This window comes from Rhodococcus sp. KB6, from assembly GCF_001445685.1.
GTDB lineage: Bacteria > Actinomycetota > Actinomycetes > Mycobacteriales > Mycobacteriaceae > Rhodococcus_F > Rhodococcus_F qingshengii.
In genome coordinates this window covers 64,795-82,476 of sequence record NZ_LNAK01000008.1, presented here as the reverse complement: position 1 = coordinate 82,476, position 17,682 = coordinate 64,795, and the positions used below count along the sequence as shown (strand labels likewise).

Sequence of the window (17,682 nt, the reverse complement as noted above, 5' to 3'; positions counted from 1 at the left end):
GGGCTTGCCCCCTTATTTGAACCGCCGCAACCTCAGGCTGTTGCTCACCACGAACACACTGCTGAATGCCATTGCGGCACCGGCGAGCATCGGGTTGAGCAGGCCGGCCGCAGCCAGCGGGATCGCAGCCGTGTTGTAGGCGAATGCCCAGAACAGGTTGCCCTTGATGGTCTTGAGCGTCTTGCGGGACAGTCGAATTGCATCGGCTGCCGACCGCAGGTCACCTCGCACCAGAGTGATGTCGCTGGCCTCGATCGCAACGTCGGTACCCGTGCCCATCGCCAGGCCGAGATCGGCCTGAGCCAGGGCTGCCGCGTCGTTCACGCCGTCGCCGACCATGGCCACGACGCGTCCTTCCGCTTGCAGTTTCTTGACGGCGTCGACCTTGTCCGCAGGCATGACCTCGGCGAAGACGGTGCTGATCCCGACCTGATCCGCGACAGTGCGAGCAACGGTGGCGTTGTCACCGGTCAGCAGAACCGGTTCGAGGCCGAGTGCTTTCAACTGCGCGATTGCTTCGGCGCTCGTGTCCTTGACCGCGTCGGCGATCACGAGGATGCCGTGCGCCTTGCCGTCCCAGCCCACCGCGATTGCGGTGCGCCCGGCCTTCTCTGCTGCAGCCTTCGCCTCGCGGAGATTTTCCGGCAACGGCATCGACCAGTCGGCGAGCAGCGCGTCTCGGCCCGCGACGACGGCGTGACCGTCGACCATTCCCTGCACGCCGCGCCCGGCGACGTTCACGAAATCCTCGACCGTAGGCAATTCGCCCACGGCTTTGGTCGCACCCTTCGCGATCGCTGCGGCGATGGGGTGCTCGGAGCGATGTTCGAGTGCGCCGGCCAGCCGAAGGACCTCGTCGACGGTTGTTCCTTCGCCCACCACGGTGTCCAGCAATGTCATCTGACCGGTGGTGACGGTTCCCGTCTTGTCGAGCACGACGGTGTCGACTGCGCGCGTCGATTCGAGCACCTCGGGTCCCTTGATGAGGATTCCCATCTGAGCTCCGCGACCCGTGCCCACCAACAGGGCTGTGGGCGTTGCCAATCCGAGGGCACAGGGGCACGCGATGATCAGCACGGCGACCGCAGCGGTGAAGGCCATCTCGATGGGGTTACCGGTACCGAGCCAGTAGCCCAGTGTCGCAACGGCAATCGCGATGACGACCGGCACGAAGATACCGGCGATCCGATCGGCGAGGCGCTGAACTTCGGCCTTGCCGTTCTGGGCGTCTTCGACCAGTGCCGCCATCTGGGCGAGTTGGGTGTCGCTCCCGACCCGGGTTGCCTCGACGGTCAAGGTTCCACCGACATTGACGGTGGCGCCGACGACAGTGTCCCCGACACCGACTTCCTCCGGCACGGATTCGCCGGTCAACATGCTCATGTCGACGGCTGAGCGGCCCTCGGTGATGATGCCGTCGGTGGCGATCTTCTCGCCGGGCCGGACGATGAAGGAGTCGCCCGCTGCCAGTTCTTCGGCGGGGATTCGTACTTCGACGCCGTTGCGCAATACCGCGACGTCTTTCGCACCGAGTTCCATGAGTGCGCGTAGTGCGGCGCCGGACGTGCGCTTGGACTTGTGCTCGAAGTAGCGTCCGGCCAGCACGAACGTGATGACGCCCGCGGCAACTTCGAGGTAGATGTTGGCGCTGCCGTCCATCCGGTCGACCGTCAGCCGGAAGGCGTGCTTCATACCGGCTTCGCCCGCAGTGCCGAAGAACAGTGCGTAGAGCGACCAGACGAAGGCCGAGATGGTGCCCAGCGAGATGAGCGTGTCCATCGTGGCCGCGCCGTGACGCAGGTTCACCCAGGCAGCCCGGTGGAAGGGGAGGGCCGCCCACACGATGACCGGTGCGGCCAGTGTGAGGGAGAGCCATTGCCAGTTGTCGAACTGCAGCGCAGGAATCATTGCCATAGCGATGACCGGCACGGAGAGAAGAGTCGAGATGATCAGGCGGGTACGGAGCTCGCGCAGATCACGATCCTGCGGGGTTTCCGCATCCGGGTCGACGGTGTCCGGCGCGCTGGGCGGCTTGGGGAGCGCGGCGGAATAACCGGCGTTCTCGACGGCAGTGACCAGATCTTCGACGGGTACCCCGTCCGGGAAGGTGACCTTGGCCTTCTCCGTCGCGTAGTTGACGGTGGCTGTGACGCCGTCGATCTTGTTGAGCTTCTTCTCGATTCGTGACGCGCAGGAGGCGCAGGTCATCCCGGTGATCGCGAGTTCGACGCTGCTCGAGTTGGCAGCATTGTCGACCGCAGTCGGTGACGTCATCAGTGCCCTCCCTCGTGATTGTCTGGAACTGAAGCTGTGGAAATGCCTGCATCAACAGTGAATTCGGCGGTCCGAACCACGCCCTCGTGCTGGAAGTCGAGGAACAGCCGGTATGTGCCTTCGCTCGGTGCCTGTGCGTGGAAGGAAATGTCCGGACCAGGAGCTGTGACGCCGTCGCCTGGCTCGCCTTCGGGGTGCACGTGCAGGTAGGCGAGGTCGCCGGTGCGCAGGGCAACGAGGTGACCGAAGGCACCGAGGTACGGATCGAGATCGGTGACCGGGGCTCCGTCGCGAGCAACGCTCAGCGTGATCGGGCCGCCGGCAGTGGTCAGATCACCGTCGAGAGTCACGGTGTATCCGTCGACGGTTGCGGTCGCGCTCTTCGCAGGTAGCGGCGTAGGAGTGAATTCGCCTGCCACGTCGAAGTTTCGGCCGAGTGTCAGTTGGGTGCCGTCGGTGGGATCGAAGTCCGCGAAGACTCGGTAGGTGCCGGCGGCGGGCCAGGCCCAGTCGATCGACCAGGTGCCGTCTGCAGCGAGGGACGGATGTACATGGCGGAATTCGCTGGTGTCGTTTCGGACGACAATGAGGTGGAGTTTCTTCTCGTGCAGGAGGTCGAAATCGACGACGGGCGTGTTGGTGTCGTCGAGAATCCGGAAGGTCAAGGTTCCCGGCTCCCCAGCTCTACCGGGTGCGGTCACATCGGTGAGTGTGTATCCGCCGGAGGAGACTTCGAGTCCTGCAGGTGTTGCCGAATCCATGCCTGGCATCGATTCGGTGGTTGATTCGTGGGTGCTGTGCTGGGTGGTGGACATGTCTATCGGGCTTCCGATTGCGGCCCCCACGCCGAGGGCGGCGCCGAAGACGGCGACCAGCCCTACGGCGTAGGCGGCAAGTGTTGTCGAGGTGCGCACGGCTGACTCAGCTTGGTACGACTGCGTAGCCGGCTTCGTCGACTGCTGCGACGACGTCGGCTGCGGAGACGGGAGCATCGCTGGTGACGACGACACGTCCGCTCGCCAGTTCGACATCCACCGCGGTTACTCCCGCGATGTTGCCGATCTCTTCCTTGACGGATCCGACGCAGTGTCCGCAGGTCATTCCGGAAACGGTGTATTCGGCGGTGGTCATCGCAGGTCCCTTCGGTTGTGGAAAGCTTATTTTACGGATACCCGGTGTAGGTATCACTCTGCAATCGAAGGTACCCCCAGGGGGTATGCCTGTCAACGGGCTGGGCAGTGACGAAGGCCTCAGGGAAGACAACAGGGCGGATGTGTGGTCTACTTGTGTTGGTCGTAAGTGTTTGTGTTTGTGTTTCCACGCTCGCAAATGGTTAGGTTGCGAGCGTTTGGACATCCTCCACGGATTTGTCTCAGAACGGTCGTAGTAAGTGACCCGGGCGGTCGAAGCGACTGCCTGTTGACACTGTGTTAGAGGAGATTTACATGGCAGAGGGCATCGTGAAGTGGTTCAACTCCGAGAAGGGGTTCGGCTTCATCGCTCCCGAAGACGGCAGTGCTGACGTCTTCGTTCACTACTCCGAGATCCAGAGTGGCGGCTTCCGCACTCTCGAGGAGAACCAGCGCGTGGCGTTCGAGATCGGTCAGGGCAACAAGGGCCCGCAGGCCACCGGCGTTACCATCGTCTAAGACGTCCATGTGAGTCGGGCAACCGACGCATGACGTACTGACAAGACCCCAACTCTTCGGAGTTGGGGTCTTGTTGTATTTGGGTGAAAAACGCTGTCATGCATCCAGATACCGCTGAGTGGCGACTGCCGTCTCCGCCGCGATCGTGCGGCATTCTTCGCGGAGTTCAGGTGGATTCACAACGGTGAAATCGACGTCGAAAGCTCTGAGCCAGTGTGCGATCGATCGCAGAGAAGTGCCCGAAAGCACTATGACGCAACGCCCTTCGTCGGTGGACTCCACCGATCCCCACTGTTCGTTGACCATGGGTGCTATCTGCTCGATGGGTGCATGCAGTAGAACTGTTGCGCGCGTGGAGGAATAGGCCCGAGCGACACCGCGGGAAACGAAGTCTGCTGCACCACCGGCGGGTAGTTCCCGCGGCACGAATCGTGGGCCGGTGGGGATCTTGGGTTCCATTCTGTCTACGCGAAATGATCGCCAGTCTTCGCGAGCGAGATCCCAGGCCACCAGATACCACCGGACGCCCGACCGTACGAGCCGGTACGGTTCCACCTCGCGCCGGCTCTGGGTGCCGTCGTGAGTGCTGTAGTCGAATCGCAGGCGTTCGTGGTTGTGGCACACCGACGCGATGGCGGACAAGACCGACGCATCGACTGCGCTCGCGGCGGGCTCGCGTGGCACGACGTCGATCGACAGCGACTCCAGACGGTGTCGCAGCCTCGACGGCATGATCTGCCGCAGCTTCGCCAGCGCGCGCATCGAGGCCTCGCCGATGCCGACCACCGAGCCGGTCGCTCCGGACTGCAGTGAAAGTGCCACCGCGAGCACTTCTTCGTCATCGAGCTGTAGCGGGGGCATCTCCGCGCCCGCTCCCAGGCGATATCCGCCACCGACTCCGACTGTCGCGTCGACCGGGTAGCCGAGATCGCGGAGGCGGTCCACGTCACGTCTGACTGTGCGCGGGGTGATCGCGAGTTTGTCCGCGAGTTCGGCACCGGACCAGTCTCGACGCGTCTGGAGCAGTGACAGCAACCGCAGTAGGCGAGCCGATGTCTCCTTCATGGCCAGAAGTCTGCCAAACATTTAGGACCCAATGCGTCCTCAATTGAATTTAGGTTGGTCCGCATCCGACCAATCGAGAAGAAATTGGGGCCACATCATGAGTCGCATCAACGACGGCGGACCGATGATCGAGACGAAGGCGCTCACCAAGCACTTCGCTCAGGGCAAGAAACTCGTGGAAGCAGTCAAGGGAGTCACGCTCGACGTAGCGGAGGGTGAGTTGGTTGCCTTGCTTGGGCCGAACGGTGCCGGAAAATCGACGACGTTGCGCATGCTGACCACCTTGCTCGAGCCCACGTCCGGCAGCGCGCGAATCGCAGGATTTGACATCGCTGCGGCACGAAACGAGGTGCGCTCCAGCCTCGGATACGTCGGACAGGGGAACGGAGCCGGCCACAACCAGCGAGTTCGCGACGAGTTGGTGACGCAGGGGTTGTGCTACGGAATGCCCAAGGGCGACTCGCAGGTCCGGGCCGACGAATTGCTGCGTGATCTCGAACTCACCGCGTTGGGTACTCGAAAGGTCAGTACGCTGTCCGGCGGGCAGCGACGGCGGCTCGATATCGCCCTCGGCCTGGTCCATCGCCCACCGCTCCTGTTCCTCGACGAGCCGACCACGGGCATGGACCCGCAGAGTCGGGCCAACCTCTGGGACCACATCCTGCGGTTGCGGCGCGAGATGGGCACCACGATCGTGCTGACCACGCACTACCTGGAAGAAGCGGATTCGATGGCGGAGCGGGTCATCGTCATCGACGAGGGCACTGTTATCGCGGACAACACCGCCGCTGCACTCAAAGTGGATCTTGCGGGGGATCATCTTCTGCTCACCTTCGACAGCGTCGAGGCGGCCGCCGTCGCAGCGTCGGTGGCCGAGCGACTTGTCACTGTGCGTGACGTCACCGTCCAGGCGAGTTCGGTGAGTATCCGTGCTGGCGAGGGTGATTCGACGCTACCGGTGTTGCTGCGTGAAGCCGATGCCCGTGGTGCCCGCGCACTCACTGCCGACATCACCAGGCCGACTCTCGACGACGTCTTCCTCACTCTCACCGGCCGCAGCCTGCGCGAGAGCGCCGCTGCTGTCGCTTCCTGAAACACGACAAAGATCTTCGACGAACAGGAATCCGCCATGACAATCACACTCGATACCCCACGTACCGTGCACGGCAACATCGTTCGAGACAGCGTAGTCGTGATGGGCCGTGAGCTACGACCGATGTTGCGCGACCCGGTCAGCGTCATCTTCAGCCTCATCCAGCCGCTGATCCTGTTGGCGTTGTTCGGGCCTCTGCTCAAAGGGGTTCCGGGTACCGGTGACGGCGTATGGAATTGGTTCATTCCCGGTGTGTTGGTGATGATCGCGATCTTCGGAACGACGATGACCGGGTCCAACCTCCTGATGGAGATGCAGCAGGGATCGCACGAGCGAATGTTGGTGACTCCGCTCCGACGCTCGTCCTTGTTGATCGGGCGAGCGTGCAAGGAGATGGTTCCGCTTGCCGCGCAGGCGATTCTGATCATTCTTGTCGCACTTCCGCTCGGATTGGACGTCAATGCAGCGGGAGCCGCGCTCGGGATAGTCCTGCTGGGAGTGTTCGGCGTCGGACTCGGTGCGCTCTCGTACGCTCTCGCTCTGGCTGTGCGGGAGCAGGATTGGATGTTCTGGGTCGTTCAGCAGACGCTGATGTTCCCGCTCCTGATCCTGTCGGGAACCATGCTTCCACTCGAGGACTCACCAGGTTGGATGAAGGTCCTCGTGAACATCAATCCGCTCGGCTACGTCGTAGACGCCGAGCGGGCACTCTTTGCCGGAGACTTCGCGTCGAGCAGCGTTCTGGCAGGAATCGTCGCCGCCTTGGGCGTGGCGGTGGTCGGTCTGGGCGTAGGTGTGCGCGCGGTGAAATAGCGTGGGTGTGCTGGCTGTCGGACGGGCTGCTGCGGTCGCAGGTTTTCGCCCAGGTGTTCGCAGCGCCTATTGTTGTTCCTTGTGCTCTCCGTCGTTCCACGCCCCGTAGTCGTCCGGGCCCCGTCCAAGGTGAATCTCCACCTTGCCGTCGGGGACCTGCGAGACGACGGCTATCACGAGCTGACGACGGTTTTTCAGGCATTGTCGCTGGCAGACACCCTCACGGTGGCGCCTGCGGACACCTTGACCGTGCGGGTGATCGGCGACGACGCCGCGGCCGTGCCGACCGATCGCACCAACCTCGTGTGGCGTGCCGCCGAGATGCTCGCCGTCGAGGGTGGCGTGGCCCCGAACGTCGAGATAGTCATCGAGAAAGGCATCCCCGTCGCAGGCGGAATGGCCGGCGGGAGTGCCGACGCAGCCGCCGCTTTGGTTGCGCTCAACGCTTTGTGGAAGCTCGACTTCTCGCGGCCTGATCTCGACGCTTTTGCGGCACGCCTCGGGAGTGACGTTCCGTTCTCGCTGCACGGTGGCACTGCCCTCGGAACCGGCCGCGGCGAACAACTTGTCCCCGTGTTGACCCGCCACACTTTTCACTGGGTGTTGGCGCTGGCCAAGGGTGGCTTGAGCACACCAGTCGTGTTCCGCGAGCTGGACAAGCTGCGGGCAGAAGGCTCCCCGAAACGGTTGGGGAGCGCCGATGCGTTGATCCAGGCACTGACCACGGGTGACGCTCATCTGCTTGCGTCGCTGCTCGGCAACGATCTGCAGGCTGCGGCACTCTCACTCAACCCGGATCTACGACGGACGCTTCGAGCGGGCGTCGAAGCCGGAGCTTTGGCCGGCATCGTCTCCGGCTCCGGACCGACATGCGCCTTTCTCTGCGCCGACGCACAGTCCGCGGTGGAAGTGAGCGCAGAACTTGCGGGAGCGGGGGTGTGCCGCACCGTTCGCGTGGCGAGCGGACCCGTTCCCGGAGCACGAATACTCGACAATGCGGCAAAGGGACAGCACTGATGGCGAATCTGATCAATCTGGAAAACGTGTCGAAGTCTTTCGGCGTCAAGCCGTTGCTCGACGGGGTCTCCCTGGGCGTCGAGGAGGGCGAGCGCATCGGCGTCGTCGGCCTCAACGGTGGCGGTAAGACGACCATGCTCGAAGTCCTCGCGGGTGTGGAGCAGCCGGATTCGGGACGCGTCAGCCGCGTCGGCGGATTGCGTATGGCCGTCGTGACGCAGCGCGGTGTGCTGCCTCCCGGCTCCACTGTCGGTGAAGTGGTCCTGGGGCCGCTCGGAGTGGCGCAACACGAATGGGCCGGCGACGCGCGCATCCGTTCGGTGCTCTCGGGTATCGGCATCGACAACCTGGGCGCCGGTGGCGAGCGGTCCGCATTGGACGCCAAGGTCGACGGCCTGTCCGGCGGTGAGCGTCGCCGCGTGGCTCTCGCTGCGGCCCTGGTTCAGGACCTCGACCTGCTGGTGCTCGACGAGCCCACCAACCACCTCGACGTCGAAGGTGTTCAGTGGTTGGCCGAGCACCTCGTCTCGCGTCGCAGCGCGCTTGTCGTCGTGACCCACGATCGCTGGTTCCTCGACACCGTCGCCACCCGCACCTGGGAGGTTGTCGGCGGCGGCGTCGAAAGCTACGAGGGTGGCTACAACGACTGGGTGTTCGCTCGCGCCGAGCGTTCGCGTCAGGCTGACGCTTCCGAAGAGCGTCGACGCAACCTTGCACGCAAGGAACTCGCATGGCTGCGCCGCGGTGCGCCGGCCCGTACGTCCAAGCCGAAGTACCGCATCGAGGCCGCGGAGGCCCTGATCGCCGACGTTCCGGCACCTCGTGACGCGGTGGCACTTGCGTCCTTCGCCCAGCGTCGACTCGGCAAGGTTGTCATCGAACTCGAAGACGCGCGTCTGGAGACTCCGGACGGCCGTGTACTCGTCGAGGATCTGACCTGGCGTCTCGCTCCAGGTGAGCGTGTCGGCCTGGTCGGTGTCAACGGCTCGGGCAAGACGACTCTGCTGCGGACTCTGGCCGGCGAACTCGAGCCTGCCGCCGGAAAGCGCATTCAGGGGCAGACCGTCCACATCGGTTGGCTCAAGCAGGAACTCGACGATCTACCGACCGACATGCGCGTACTCGACGCGGTCAAGGATGTAGCCGAGCGAATCACGCTGGGAGACAAGGAAGTATCGGCGGGTCAGCTGGCTGAGCGGTTGGGCTTCACGCCGGCGCGTCAGCGCACCCCAGTCGGTGATCTCTCCGGTGGTGAGCGCCGACGTCTGCAGTTGACGCGTGTCCTCATGGCCGAGCCCAACGTCCTGCTTCTCGACGAGCCGACCAACGATCTCGACATCGACACGCTTCAGCAACTCGAAGATCTGCTCGACGGCTGGGCGGGCACCATGGTGGTCATCTCGCACGACCGGTACCTGATCGAGCGCATCTGTGACACCACTTGGGCGCTCTTCGGTGACCGCAAGCTCACCAACCTTCCCGGCGGTATCGAGGACTACCTGCGTCGGCGCGCAGCAATGGGGGATGGCGACAACCCGTCGGTGGCTTCGACGGCGAGTGGTGCGTCGAAGAGCAAGCAGGTCCGCGACGGCGCCGCGGATCGCGCTGCACGCAAGGAACTTTCGAAGCTCGAGCGGTCCATTGCGAAGTTCGACGACCGAGAGAAGAAGCTGCACGCTTCCCTCGCCGACGCGGCCACCGACCCGGACAAGCTGCAGAAGCTCGGCGCCGAACTCAAGCAGGTCATCGCCGACAAGGAAGCCGCCGAAGAGCAGTGGATGGAGCTCTTCGCCGAGCTGGACGGCTAGGGGAACTTCGCTGCGAACCTCTTGAAGATTCGCTCGGGATCCAGGGTTTCCGGAGCATGCCTGCGCAGCAGTGCGTCCAGAACGAGCCCGTCCAGTGCTGCGACCAACTCCGTTGCATCGGACGAGGTCATGCCGCGTTCGACCAGGATGTCGACAAACCGATCCCGACCACGCACCAGTTCCACTGCGAGGTCGGGATCGTGGAATGACGCGATGATCAGTTCGTAACGCGCCCGAGTGCGGCCGGATTCAGGCCCCAGCCACCGGGCCACCTGTTGCTTCGGCGTCTCGCCCGGGCGAGGAAGATCACCGTCCAGAAGGTGTCGCACCACCTCGACTATCAGTCCACGCTGGTTTGCGAAGTAGTGCCGTGCGCTGCCGTGTGGCACGCCCGCCTCGTCTTCGACGCCTCTCATCGACCAGGCTCGAAACCCAACCCGGCCCGTCTTTTTCGACATCCTGCTTGTGCTGTGCGTTGTTGCGATTGTGTGTTTCGCGGGATACGTCCTCTATCGCGTCGTCTTTGACGGCTAGCTGAATGGTGATGTACTGCAACAGGTCTCAAGTCTTCATGTTCCCGAAGTTGTCCGGTTTGTCTCTGGTTATCGAAAGTATGTTCTATTAAACTTTGAGCATGGACAGTCGGGAAGCGTGGCAGCTGGATGGCGAGGACCTCAAGGGTGAGGTTCTGGATCTGGTGCGCGCCCGACACGAGTTGCAGTCGCGGATGGTGTTGCTGATCGTGGAGATGTTTTCCCGGGAGGTTCTCGGTGGGAAGGGTTTTCGGGCGATCGCGCAGTGGTTGCATGGGTCGACGAATCTGGAGATCGGTGAGTGCAGTCTGCTGGTCGGGTTGGCGCGGTTGCTGATGCTCGAACCTGTTGTCGCGGATGCGTTTCACCGTGGTGACGTGGATGCGTTGAAGGCGCGGCAGGTGGCGTCGTTTTGTCAGCATCCACCCAAGAACATGACCCTGGCGGATGTGGACAAGGCTCGCGGGATCCTGCTTGGCCTGGCGTCGAAGAACATCGCCGATTGTGATGCAGTGCGGGCAGCGATCCGGCGGATCGAGAAGCAGTACGGCAAACGCGAAGACGGCGTTCCGGTGGGTGAGGATTCGGAGCGTAACGAGTTCTACGCCTCGAAAGGCTTGTACGGGCGGGTGACCGTGAAGGGCGACCTGGATGCTGTGAACGGGGCACGTCTGATCACGTTGCTGTCGAGCCTGTCGGCGCCGACGCCGGAGAAAGACGGCGTCAAGGACGCCCGCACGCCGGCATTACGACGGGCGGATGGGTTCTGCGAATTGTTGCGGCGGTACGAGCGGGCGGGGCTGGGTCCGATCGAAGGCGGAGTGAAACCGCACATCACAGTCACCGCCAGTGCAAAAGACATGACCGACCTCAAAGCATTGAAGGATCTACTGCCGTCGACTCAGGAACTGGGTTTCGCGTGGGCGGATTGGGTAGGTCCGATCAGTATCGATACTGCCCGGATGCTGGCGTGCGACTGCACGGTCACCCGGATTTTGTTGGACGAGAACGGTGTTCCGCTCGACTGCGGCAAAGAAGCAAGGACCGCGACGCTACCCCAGCGGCGGGCGTTGGCGGTTCGTGATGGTGGGTGTGCGTTTCCGGGATGCGGGACACCGTCGGGGTGGTGCGATGCCCATCATATTGTTCACTGGAACGATGGTGGCCCAACGGATCTCGACAATCTGATCTTGTTGTGCGGTCATCATCATCGGACGATGCACCGCACCGAATGGCGGGTGGAGATCGGGCCGGATCGCAAATCGGTGTTCTATCCGCCGATGTCTGTTGATCCGTATCAGCAGCCGATCGGCGGGAACAGCCCACCGACAGCAGCCTGAACCGCGACAACTGAAGACGTGAGCACCGGGGCATCACCATGCCCCGGTGCTGACGGCTGTCTACTGTCAGAACGCTACTGTCAGAACGTGAGCGTGAGTCGCCCGTTCTCGTCGCTGATGTGAACAGTTCGCCCGATCGACGGAGGGTTGTCACCGCGAAGCTGGGTCAGTTCGGCGGCATTCTCGGGACCGGTGTGACCGGCGACGCGGCCGCCGTCCGGCGTTGCCGCGATCACGAACCCGATCTCAGGCTCCCCGGTGCGGCCGTATTCGACAGAGGCCGTAACTATTTCCGCCGTGCCCGTGTAATCAGTGATCAGTTCCGGAACCTCCGCAGTTAGCGCGCGTGCGTCGGGATCACCGACGTACCCGCCAGCGTGAGCGGCGGACGACAGCAGTACGCAGTGCTGGTAGGTGAGGAATCCACCGTTGCCGTGGACGAGGGCAAGGTTCGCGCCGTCGCGAATTCGCCTGGTGACTTCAGCGACGGAATGCAGGGTGTAGCTGTTGAGCGGTCCGCCGAAGAACGAGTGTCCTCCGGTGACGCTTGGGATCGCGGTATCGGGAAGTCCGAGTTCGCGGATCAACAGCTTGGGCACGATCGGGAAGCAGCTGTAGGCATCGACGATGTCGAGTGCGTCGGCGCCGACTCCGGCACCATCGAGTGTGCGATGTACGGCGTCATGCATCGCGGCCGAGCTGTCGAAGCTGTTGCGGCTGAGGATGTCCAACGGATCACTCGCACCAGCGCCGCCCCAGAGGTACACCAGCTTGTTTTCATCGATCCCGAACTCGCGGGCCGTCGACAACGAGCAGACGACAACGGCCGCAGCCTGATTGACGAAAGGCATGGCGTTGAGCATCAGCGGGTACGGCTCGGAGACCATCCGATTGCCGGGGCCGACGGTGCCGATCTCGTCTGCCGATCGGATCTCCGACGTCCAGGAGGCGGGATTCTTCGAAGCCAGTTCCGAGAATGCGGCGTACATCCGCGCGGACCAGTCTAGCGATTCACGGGCGTCGTGGCCCTCGGCAGCGCTGAAACAGTTCTCGAAGAGCGGGTAGACGCGCGTAGGCACGATGAAACCGGCGCGCTGCATTTCAGGGCTTCCCAGGTCGGTCGGATCGAATCCGGGAGGCCCACCCGGCGCGGCTGTCCACCCGATCGAGTCGGGGGCGACTCCGGACTTTCGCAGGGCGGTACTGCTGGCGTGCGATTCGCCGCCCACGAGCAGAGCAGCCGAGGATTCACCGCGAGCGATGGCCGCGCCGATCCGATCGAGGAGCGCCGCGGGCCAGTGGCCACCGATCGGCGAGGTAGAGGTGACCGTGGGGGTCGCGCCTAATCGTGAGGCGAGTAGTCCGGGGAGATCGTCGTACGACCAGCTGACTGTCTTGATCGCGAACACGGAATCGATCTGTGTTCCCAGTTCAGCGTGTCCACTGTCGTTCAACGCGGCGACGGTGGCGTCGTGAATCAGATCGAGGGGTTCGCGGTGCCCGTCGGCAGGATTCCAGCGCAGATCGCCGACGCCGACGATGACCGGGATTCGTGATGCGTCAACCATCATGTACCTCTCGTTGCCGACCCGTAGCCGGGAGTTGCAGTCACGATATCGGGGACCCTGGTATGTGTAACTCGGGGGTCACAGTCAACAATTTTCGGGTTCCTATTTAGGTATGCCTAACGAAAGTCCTATACTCGTCTTCATGACAGCTGTGGCAGAGAGAATTTCGGTGCCCGTGGGGCCGCGTTCCATCGATCACCCCTACTCGATGACAACGGTGACTCTGAAGCTCTCTCATCAGCGGCAGTGGGCCCCGCATCGTCATCCTGAACATGAGCTGATCTGGGGAAACTCCGGTGGAATGCTCACGGTTGTCGCTGACGGCATCACTTGGGAGGTGCCGCCTTCGGCCGGACTGTGGCTGCCTGCCGGGGCGTTGCATGCCGTGAAGGCTGGTCCGGGTACGGAGTTCTTCTGCACCTACTTCCGGCCCGAGGCTCACGCCGCGCCGTCGGGTGTTCCGGGCTTGTTCGGTGTCAGCGCTCTCCTGCGTGAGGTACTCCTGCACATGCATCGGCGGAACATGCCCGACGAGGCGCGCAGTCGCGCCGAGCGGGTGGCCTTCGACATGTTGCAGCCGCTCGAAGTTGCTGCGGTGGAGGTTCCGATGCCGACCGATCCGCGAGCGTTGTTCGTCGCCGAAGCGTTGGTCGCCAATCCGGCAGACCAGCGGTCGCTGTCCGAATGGGCGCTGACGGCTGGCGGTAGCGTCCGTACGCTGACGCGTGTGTTCGCGCAGGGCACTGGAATGACTTTTGCGCAGTGGCGAATTCAGGTACGTGTCCGCGCAGCATTGACGTATTTAGCTGCTGGAGTGCCGGTTTCGGTTGTCAGTAGGCGGGTCGGATACGAAACTCCGAGTGCTTTTGTCGCAGTGTTCCGCCGGGTCACCGGCCGTACGCCCGGCAGCATGATGAACAAGGGGAGTGTGGCGCCCGAATCGGTGCCGTACCTTCTGCACGCTTGAGTTGGGTTGCACCGGGCGGAAGTGCTCGGTGCAACCGTCGCGGTCAACTCCGCGGCGCGGACCACGCTTCCCACAGCTCCGCGTACCGACCCCCGAGGTTGACCAACTCGTCGTGAGAGCCGTGCTCGACGACGCGGCCGTCGTCCATCACCAGGATCTGATCGGCGTCGACGGCCTGTGAGAGTCGGTGTGCCACTGTGACAGCAGTGCGACCTCGGGTCAGAGCGAGAGCGGCATCGTCGAGGACCCTGGCTCCAGCGCTGCCCGCTTCGGCGGTCGCCTCGTCGAGAATCAGCAGCGGCGGATCCAGTAATTCGATTCTTGCCAACGCAAGTTGTTGGGCCTGTGTTGCGGTCAGCCGGTGTCCACCGTCTCCGACCACGGTTTCCAGTCCGTCCGGGAGAGCCCGCAGCCAATCCGACGCGCCGACGGTATCGAGCGCCGCGGTGATGTCGTTGTCGGTTGCCGACGGGTCGGCCAGCCGCAGATCCTCGGCCAACGTGCCGGCGAAGACGTGGACCTCCTGAGTCACGAGGGCCACCGCGCTCCGAGATGTCGACGGTGGCAGTTCGTTCCGGGGCACCGTCCCGATCTTCACGACGCCTTCGGTCGGTTCGTAGGTTCCCGCGATCAGCTTTGCGACTGTAGATTTTCCGGCTCCGGTAGCGCCCACCAGTGCGGTGACGGTTCCTGCCGGAATGGTGATGTCGATGTCTCGCAGAACAGGAGCGTCGCCGCTTCGGTACGAGAATGTGACGCGTTCCAAAGAAGCTGAGCTGTCGACAGGTTCCTGCGGATCGGTCGGTGCAGATGGCACGGGCGCAAGCGTGACTCCGACCAGGCGAGCCAACGCGATTGTGCCTTCCTGCAATTCGTCGAACACGCTGAGAACTGCGCCCACCGGATCGAAGAGGCGGTGGAAGAACAGGGCTGCGGCTGTGGCGGCACCGATGCTGATCTGCCCGTCTTTCACCAGCCAGAAGCCAGTGATCAGCACGGCGGACAGACCGATGAACTCCGCGATGTTGAGCCGGCCGAAGAACCTGGTGCGTAGACGCGTGGTCAACAGGCTCAGCCGGACGGCCGTCATCGATCGGGATTCGATCTGTTCGAGATGCGACTCGGCCAGGCGAAGCGATCCGACGGTGTCGGAGTTGCTCAGCGAGTCCAGGAGCTGTTGCGCACGTGCACCTTCTGCCTCCCGCTCCTCGCGGTAGACCGGTGCCGACCTCGAGAGGTACCAGCGCAGCGCCTGGATCTGGATGGGTGCCGCGATCACCGCGGCGACGGCGAATCTCCAATCGAGGCTACCCAAGCCAATCAGCGTCAACACGATGGTCAGTGCCGCGGTGGCAAAAACCGGAAGTGCTTCGGATACGGCCCGGGTCACCAACCGCACGTCACCGGTGATGCGGGAGACGAGATCTCCGCGCCCGGCGCGTTCGACGTCGCTCTGCGGAAGGTCGAGAACCCGGACGACGACTTCTTCGCGAAGGTCGGCGACAACGCGCTCGCCGACGCCGGCGAGCAGGTAGTTGCTCACTCCGACGAGAAAGGATGAGGCAACCGCGATACCGACCAACGCGAGAGTCAGTGTGCCGATGCGAGAGACAGCGTCGCCGTCTGCGTCGGTCACGGCGTCGACCATGGCGCCGAGGACCAGCGGTGTGAGCAGACCGATCGCGGTCGCGGCGGTCAGGGTGACGACTGCTGCGATCGCGGAAATTCGGTGGGGTCCCATCAACCGAAGTGCCGCGCGGCGCGCTTGTTTCGGTGTTGCGGTGGGGAGTAGTTCGTTCACAGCTCGATCACCCGATCGCAGATATCGAGCAGCACTGGGCTGCTGGTCAGAAGTATTGTGGCGTGCGCCCCGCGTACCTCGGCGATCCCGCGAGCAATGCGCGCTTCGGTGACGGAGTCGACGGCAGTGGTGGGATCGTGCAGGACCAGGACGGGAGCTTCGCTCGCCAGTGCCCTCGCCAGCGCGATGCGCTGACGCTGACCGCCGGACAAAGAATTCCCTTGCTCGGTGACTCGGGTTGCGAGGCCGAGCGGCAGTGCCGAGATCACTTGATCTGCCGCAGCAGCGGCGATGGCCTCGTCGTTGCGGCTGCCGATCGGTGCGAGGGCGTCGATGTTGTCGCCGACTGTGCCGATGAACAGTGCCGCGTCGTGCGGTGCTGCCAGAACGTGAGTGCGAAGTTCGTCGATGTGCAGCTCGTGAATGGCGTTGTCGCCGAGATGAATTGTTCCGCTCGAAGGCTCGATTCGACGCGCCAGTGCGTCGACCAACGCATCCGCCCAGACGGCATTCTCGGTGACGATGCCGATGATCTCGCCGCGTTTGACGTCGAGATCGACTGGTGACGCTCCGGCCAACACGACGTCGCGCAGCGTCAGGAACTCGGAGTGATTCAGGGACACAGGTTCACCCGCGGGAGTGACAGCCTCGGTGGTCCCGAGAAGTGCTGCGACGCGGTTGGCGGAAGCACGCGCCCGTGCCAGACCGGCGCCGAAGTAGATGATGTCGATCAACGGACCCCGAAGGAACTGTGCCAGACCAACCACGGCAACGAATTCACCGACCGAGATGCTCCCGGACGCTGCCATCCGTCCGCCCACGTACGCGATGACGGCGAGGAAAGCGCCGGCGATCGCAACATTGGCGGCGGAGTACATCGCTTGGTATCTCTGTGCGCGAAGGGTTGCTTCCAACGAAGTCCGGCTGGCTCCCCGATACCGCTGCGCTGCAGCATCTCCGGCGCCGATTCCGGAAAGGATTCGGAGTCCGGAGAGTAGATCTGCGGCTAGCGCGCCGGCCTTGGCGCCCTGCCATTGATCGGTTTCGGCTCGGCGTTCGAGCGGCCGACTGACCACCTGCATGAGAGCCAGCACCGGGGGAGTGCCGAGGATGACGAGCAGGCCGAGTGGCACCGAGATCACCAGTAGCGAAATCGCGGCGGTCAGCACTCCGCAGGCGGCCGCAAGTTTGGTGCTCAGCGTGTGCGTGAATCCGGCCACCGAACCCGCGTCGGATGTTGCAATCGAGTAGACCTCGCCCGGCATACGCCGCGGCGACATGCCGTGCGGATCGAGGCCTCGGCGCGCGATGTCCATCCGCAAGCGATGTGCTCCGTGCTCGGTGACGGAATCGGAGATGCGCGCCGCGAAGCGCCAACTGAGCAACAAGCCGGTGAAGAGAATTCCGAGAACGAGGATCCAGTTTCCGAGCGCTGCGGCATCGCTGGTCGCCACAGCACGGTCGATCACTGCACCGATCACCACCGGCACCAACGCTTCCGCGACCTGGTGGCCGGTGAAGCCGACGGACGCGGCCGCCAGCTTGGCTCCGCGACCTTCGGAAGCGATCGCGCGTGTGATTACCTGACGCGGCGTGATCGCCGGGCTGGTTGGGGGACCGTTTGTCTCGGCCGAAAGAAGTGGTGTCGAAGGCACTGGGTCCACGCTAGGGATCGTGGGCGGTAGTCAGAAGTCACACCGGTGCCAATACTTGTCGTGAACAGGCCATACGTATTGCGTTGGCCGAATTGCGAT

At 63.6% G+C, this 17,682-nt stretch carries 15 protein-coding genes; 7 read left to right on the top strand and 8 right to left on the bottom strand.

The window, feature by feature from the left end:
• Nucleotides 1-12 precede the first annotated feature (12 nt).
• Genes ASU23_RS01775 through ASU23_RS01765 form a run of 3 tightly spaced genes read right to left on the bottom strand, consistent with a single transcriptional unit; the run spans nucleotide 13 to nucleotide 3,405 of the window.
• Nucleotides 13-2,274 carry a cation-translocating P-type ATPase gene (locus tag ASU23_RS01775; protein ID WP_058037032.1) on the bottom strand — a complete coding sequence of 754 codons (2,262 nt, stop codon included), beginning with the start codon at nucleotides 2,272-2,274 and terminating at the stop codon, nucleotides 13-15.
• Entirely contained in the window at nucleotides 2,274-3,188 is a 915-nt protein-coding gene (locus ASU23_RS01770) for a hypothetical protein (RefSeq protein WP_058037031.1), read from the bottom strand. The genes ASU23_RS01775 and ASU23_RS01770 overlap by 1 nt, the downstream gene beginning before the upstream one ends.
• 7 nt (nucleotides 3,189-3,195) lie before the next feature.
• Nucleotides 3,196-3,405 (bottom strand): heavy-metal-associated domain-containing protein, encoded by a 210-nt coding sequence (locus tag ASU23_RS01765; protein WP_003946267.1) that lies wholly within the window; start codon nucleotides 3,403-3,405, stop codon nucleotides 3,196-3,198.
• Between the two features lie 314 nt (nucleotides 3,406-3,719).
• On the opposite strand from ASU23_RS01765, the gene ASU23_RS01760 reads away from it, so the two are divergent.
• Complete coding sequence (locus tag ASU23_RS01760; RefSeq protein ID WP_003946232.1) at nucleotides 3,720-3,923, top strand: cold-shock protein; 204 nt, start codon at nucleotides 3,720-3,722, stop codon at nucleotides 3,921-3,923.
• A gap of 96 nt (nucleotides 3,924-4,019) precedes the next feature.
• Here ASU23_RS01760 and ASU23_RS01755 read toward each other — a convergent pair whose 3' ends face one another.
• Nucleotides 4,020-4,988 (bottom strand): YafY family protein, encoded by a 969-nt coding sequence (locus ASU23_RS01755; protein WP_042449230.1) that lies wholly within the window; start codon nucleotides 4,986-4,988, stop codon nucleotides 4,020-4,022.
• Between the two features lie 97 nt (nucleotides 4,989-5,085).
• On the opposite strand from ASU23_RS01755, the gene ASU23_RS01750 reads away from it, so the two are divergent.
• The 4 genes from ASU23_RS01750 (at nucleotide 5,086) to ASU23_RS01735 (ending at nucleotide 9,719) form a co-directional block, all read left to right on the top strand.
• The gene (locus tag ASU23_RS01750) at nucleotides 5,086-6,081 is read left to right on the top strand and encodes an ABC transporter ATP-binding protein (RefSeq protein ID WP_082661283.1); all 996 of its coding nucleotides are present in this window, start codon (nucleotides 5,086-5,088) and stop codon (nucleotides 6,079-6,081) included.
• A gap of 36 nt (nucleotides 6,082-6,117) precedes the next feature.
• Complete coding sequence (locus ASU23_RS01745; protein ID WP_058037030.1) at nucleotides 6,118-6,894, top strand: ABC transporter permease; 777 nt, start codon at nucleotides 6,118-6,120, stop codon at nucleotides 6,892-6,894.
• Between the two features lie 81 nt (nucleotides 6,895-6,975).
• On the top strand, nucleotides 6,976-7,911 hold the full coding sequence (locus ASU23_RS01740; RefSeq protein WP_030536307.1) for a 4-(cytidine 5'-diphospho)-2-C-methyl-D-erythritol kinase: 936 nt from the start codon (nucleotides 6,976-6,978) through the stop codon (nucleotides 7,909-7,911).
• Nucleotides 7,911-9,719 (top strand): ABC-F family ATP-binding cassette domain-containing protein, encoded by a 1,809-nt coding sequence (locus ASU23_RS01735; RefSeq protein ID WP_003946255.1) that lies wholly within the window; start codon nucleotides 7,911-7,913, stop codon nucleotides 9,717-9,719. Before ASU23_RS01740 ends, ASU23_RS01735 begins: the two co-directional genes overlap by 1 nt.
• Here ASU23_RS01735 and ASU23_RS01730 read toward each other — a convergent pair.
• Nucleotides 9,716-10,135, bottom strand: a complete 420-nt coding sequence (locus tag ASU23_RS01730; RefSeq protein WP_081558219.1) for a TetR/AcrR family transcriptional regulator — start codon at nucleotides 10,133-10,135, stop codon at nucleotides 9,716-9,718. The genes ASU23_RS01735 and ASU23_RS01730 overlap by 4 nt on opposite strands.
• A gap of 218 nt (nucleotides 10,136-10,353) precedes the next feature.
• Between ASU23_RS01730 and ASU23_RS01725 the strand changes: the two genes are divergently transcribed.
• Nucleotides 10,354-11,592: an HNH endonuclease signature motif containing protein gene (locus ASU23_RS01725; RefSeq protein ID WP_058037028.1), complete on the top strand. Its 1,239-nt coding sequence runs from the start codon at nucleotides 10,354-10,356 to the stop codon at nucleotides 11,590-11,592.
• Between the two features lie 80 nt (nucleotides 11,593-11,672).
• On the opposite strand, the gene ASU23_RS01720 is transcribed toward ASU23_RS01725, so the two are convergent.
• Nucleotides 11,673-13,163, bottom strand: a complete 1,491-nt coding sequence (locus ASU23_RS01720) for an acetyl-CoA acetyltransferase (RefSeq protein ID WP_058037027.1) — start codon at nucleotides 13,161-13,163, stop codon at nucleotides 11,673-11,675.
• A gap of 139 nt (nucleotides 13,164-13,302) precedes the next feature.
• On the opposite strand from ASU23_RS01720, the gene ASU23_RS01715 reads away from it, so the two are divergent.
• Nucleotides 13,303-14,127 (top strand): AraC family transcriptional regulator, encoded by an 825-nt coding sequence (locus ASU23_RS01715; protein WP_003946247.1) that lies wholly within the window; start codon nucleotides 13,303-13,305, stop codon nucleotides 14,125-14,127.
• A 43-nt stretch (nucleotides 14,128-14,170) separates the two neighbouring features.
• Here ASU23_RS01715 and ASU23_RS01710 read toward each other — a convergent pair whose 3' ends face one another.
• Nucleotides 14,171-15,928: an ABC transporter ATP-binding protein gene (locus ASU23_RS01710; RefSeq protein ID WP_058037026.1), complete on the bottom strand. Its 1,758-nt coding sequence runs from the start codon at nucleotides 15,926-15,928 to the stop codon at nucleotides 14,171-14,173.
• Nucleotides 15,925-17,583 (bottom strand): ABC transporter ATP-binding protein, encoded by a 1,659-nt coding sequence (locus ASU23_RS01705; RefSeq protein ID WP_253741122.1) that lies wholly within the window; start codon nucleotides 17,581-17,583, stop codon nucleotides 15,925-15,927. Before ASU23_RS01705 ends, ASU23_RS01710 begins: the two co-directional genes overlap by 4 nt.
• Nucleotides 17,584-17,682: the final 99 nt, after the last annotated feature.

What these genes read in the sequence shown, in the direction of transcription:
- ASU23_RS01775 (WP_058037032.1), bottom strand. Translation starts at nt 2,274, where the DNA reads ATGACGTCACCGACTGCGGTCGACAATGCTGCCAACTCGAGCAGCGTC.
- ASU23_RS01765 (WP_003946267.1), bottom strand. Translation starts at nt 3,405, where the DNA reads ATGACCACCGCCGAATACACCGTTTCCGGAATGACCTGCGGACACTGC.
- ASU23_RS01760 (WP_003946232.1), top strand. Translation starts at nt 3,720, where the DNA reads ATGGCAGAGGGCATCGTGAAGTGGTTCAACTCCGAGAAGGGGTTCGGC.
- ASU23_RS01755 (WP_042449230.1), bottom strand. Translation starts at nt 4,988, where the DNA reads ATGAAGGAGACATCGGCTCGCCTACTGCGGTTGCTGTCACTGCTCCAG.
- ASU23_RS01750 (WP_082661283.1), top strand. Translation starts at nt 5,086, where the DNA reads ATGAGTCGCATCAACGACGGCGGACCGATGATCGAGACGAAGGCGCTC.
- ASU23_RS01745 (WP_058037030.1), top strand. Translation starts at nt 6,118, where the DNA reads ATGACAATCACACTCGATACCCCACGTACCGTGCACGGCAACATCGTT.
- ASU23_RS01735 (WP_003946255.1), top strand. Translation starts at nt 7,911, where the DNA reads ATGGCGAATCTGATCAATCTGGAAAACGTGTCGAAGTCTTTCGGCGTC.
- ASU23_RS01730 (WP_081558219.1), bottom strand. Translation starts at nt 10,135, where the DNA reads ATGAGAGGCGTCGAAGACGAGGCGGGCGTGCCACACGGCAGCGCACGG.
- ASU23_RS01725 (WP_058037028.1), top strand. Translation starts at nt 10,354, where the DNA reads ATGGACAGTCGGGAAGCGTGGCAGCTGGATGGCGAGGACCTCAAGGGT.
- ASU23_RS01720 (WP_058037027.1), bottom strand. Translation starts at nt 13,163, where the DNA reads ATGATGGTTGACGCATCACGAATCCCGGTCATCGTCGGCGTCGGCGAT.
- ASU23_RS01715 (WP_003946247.1), top strand. Translation starts at nt 13,303, where the DNA reads ATGACAGCTGTGGCAGAGAGAATTTCGGTGCCCGTGGGGCCGCGTTCC.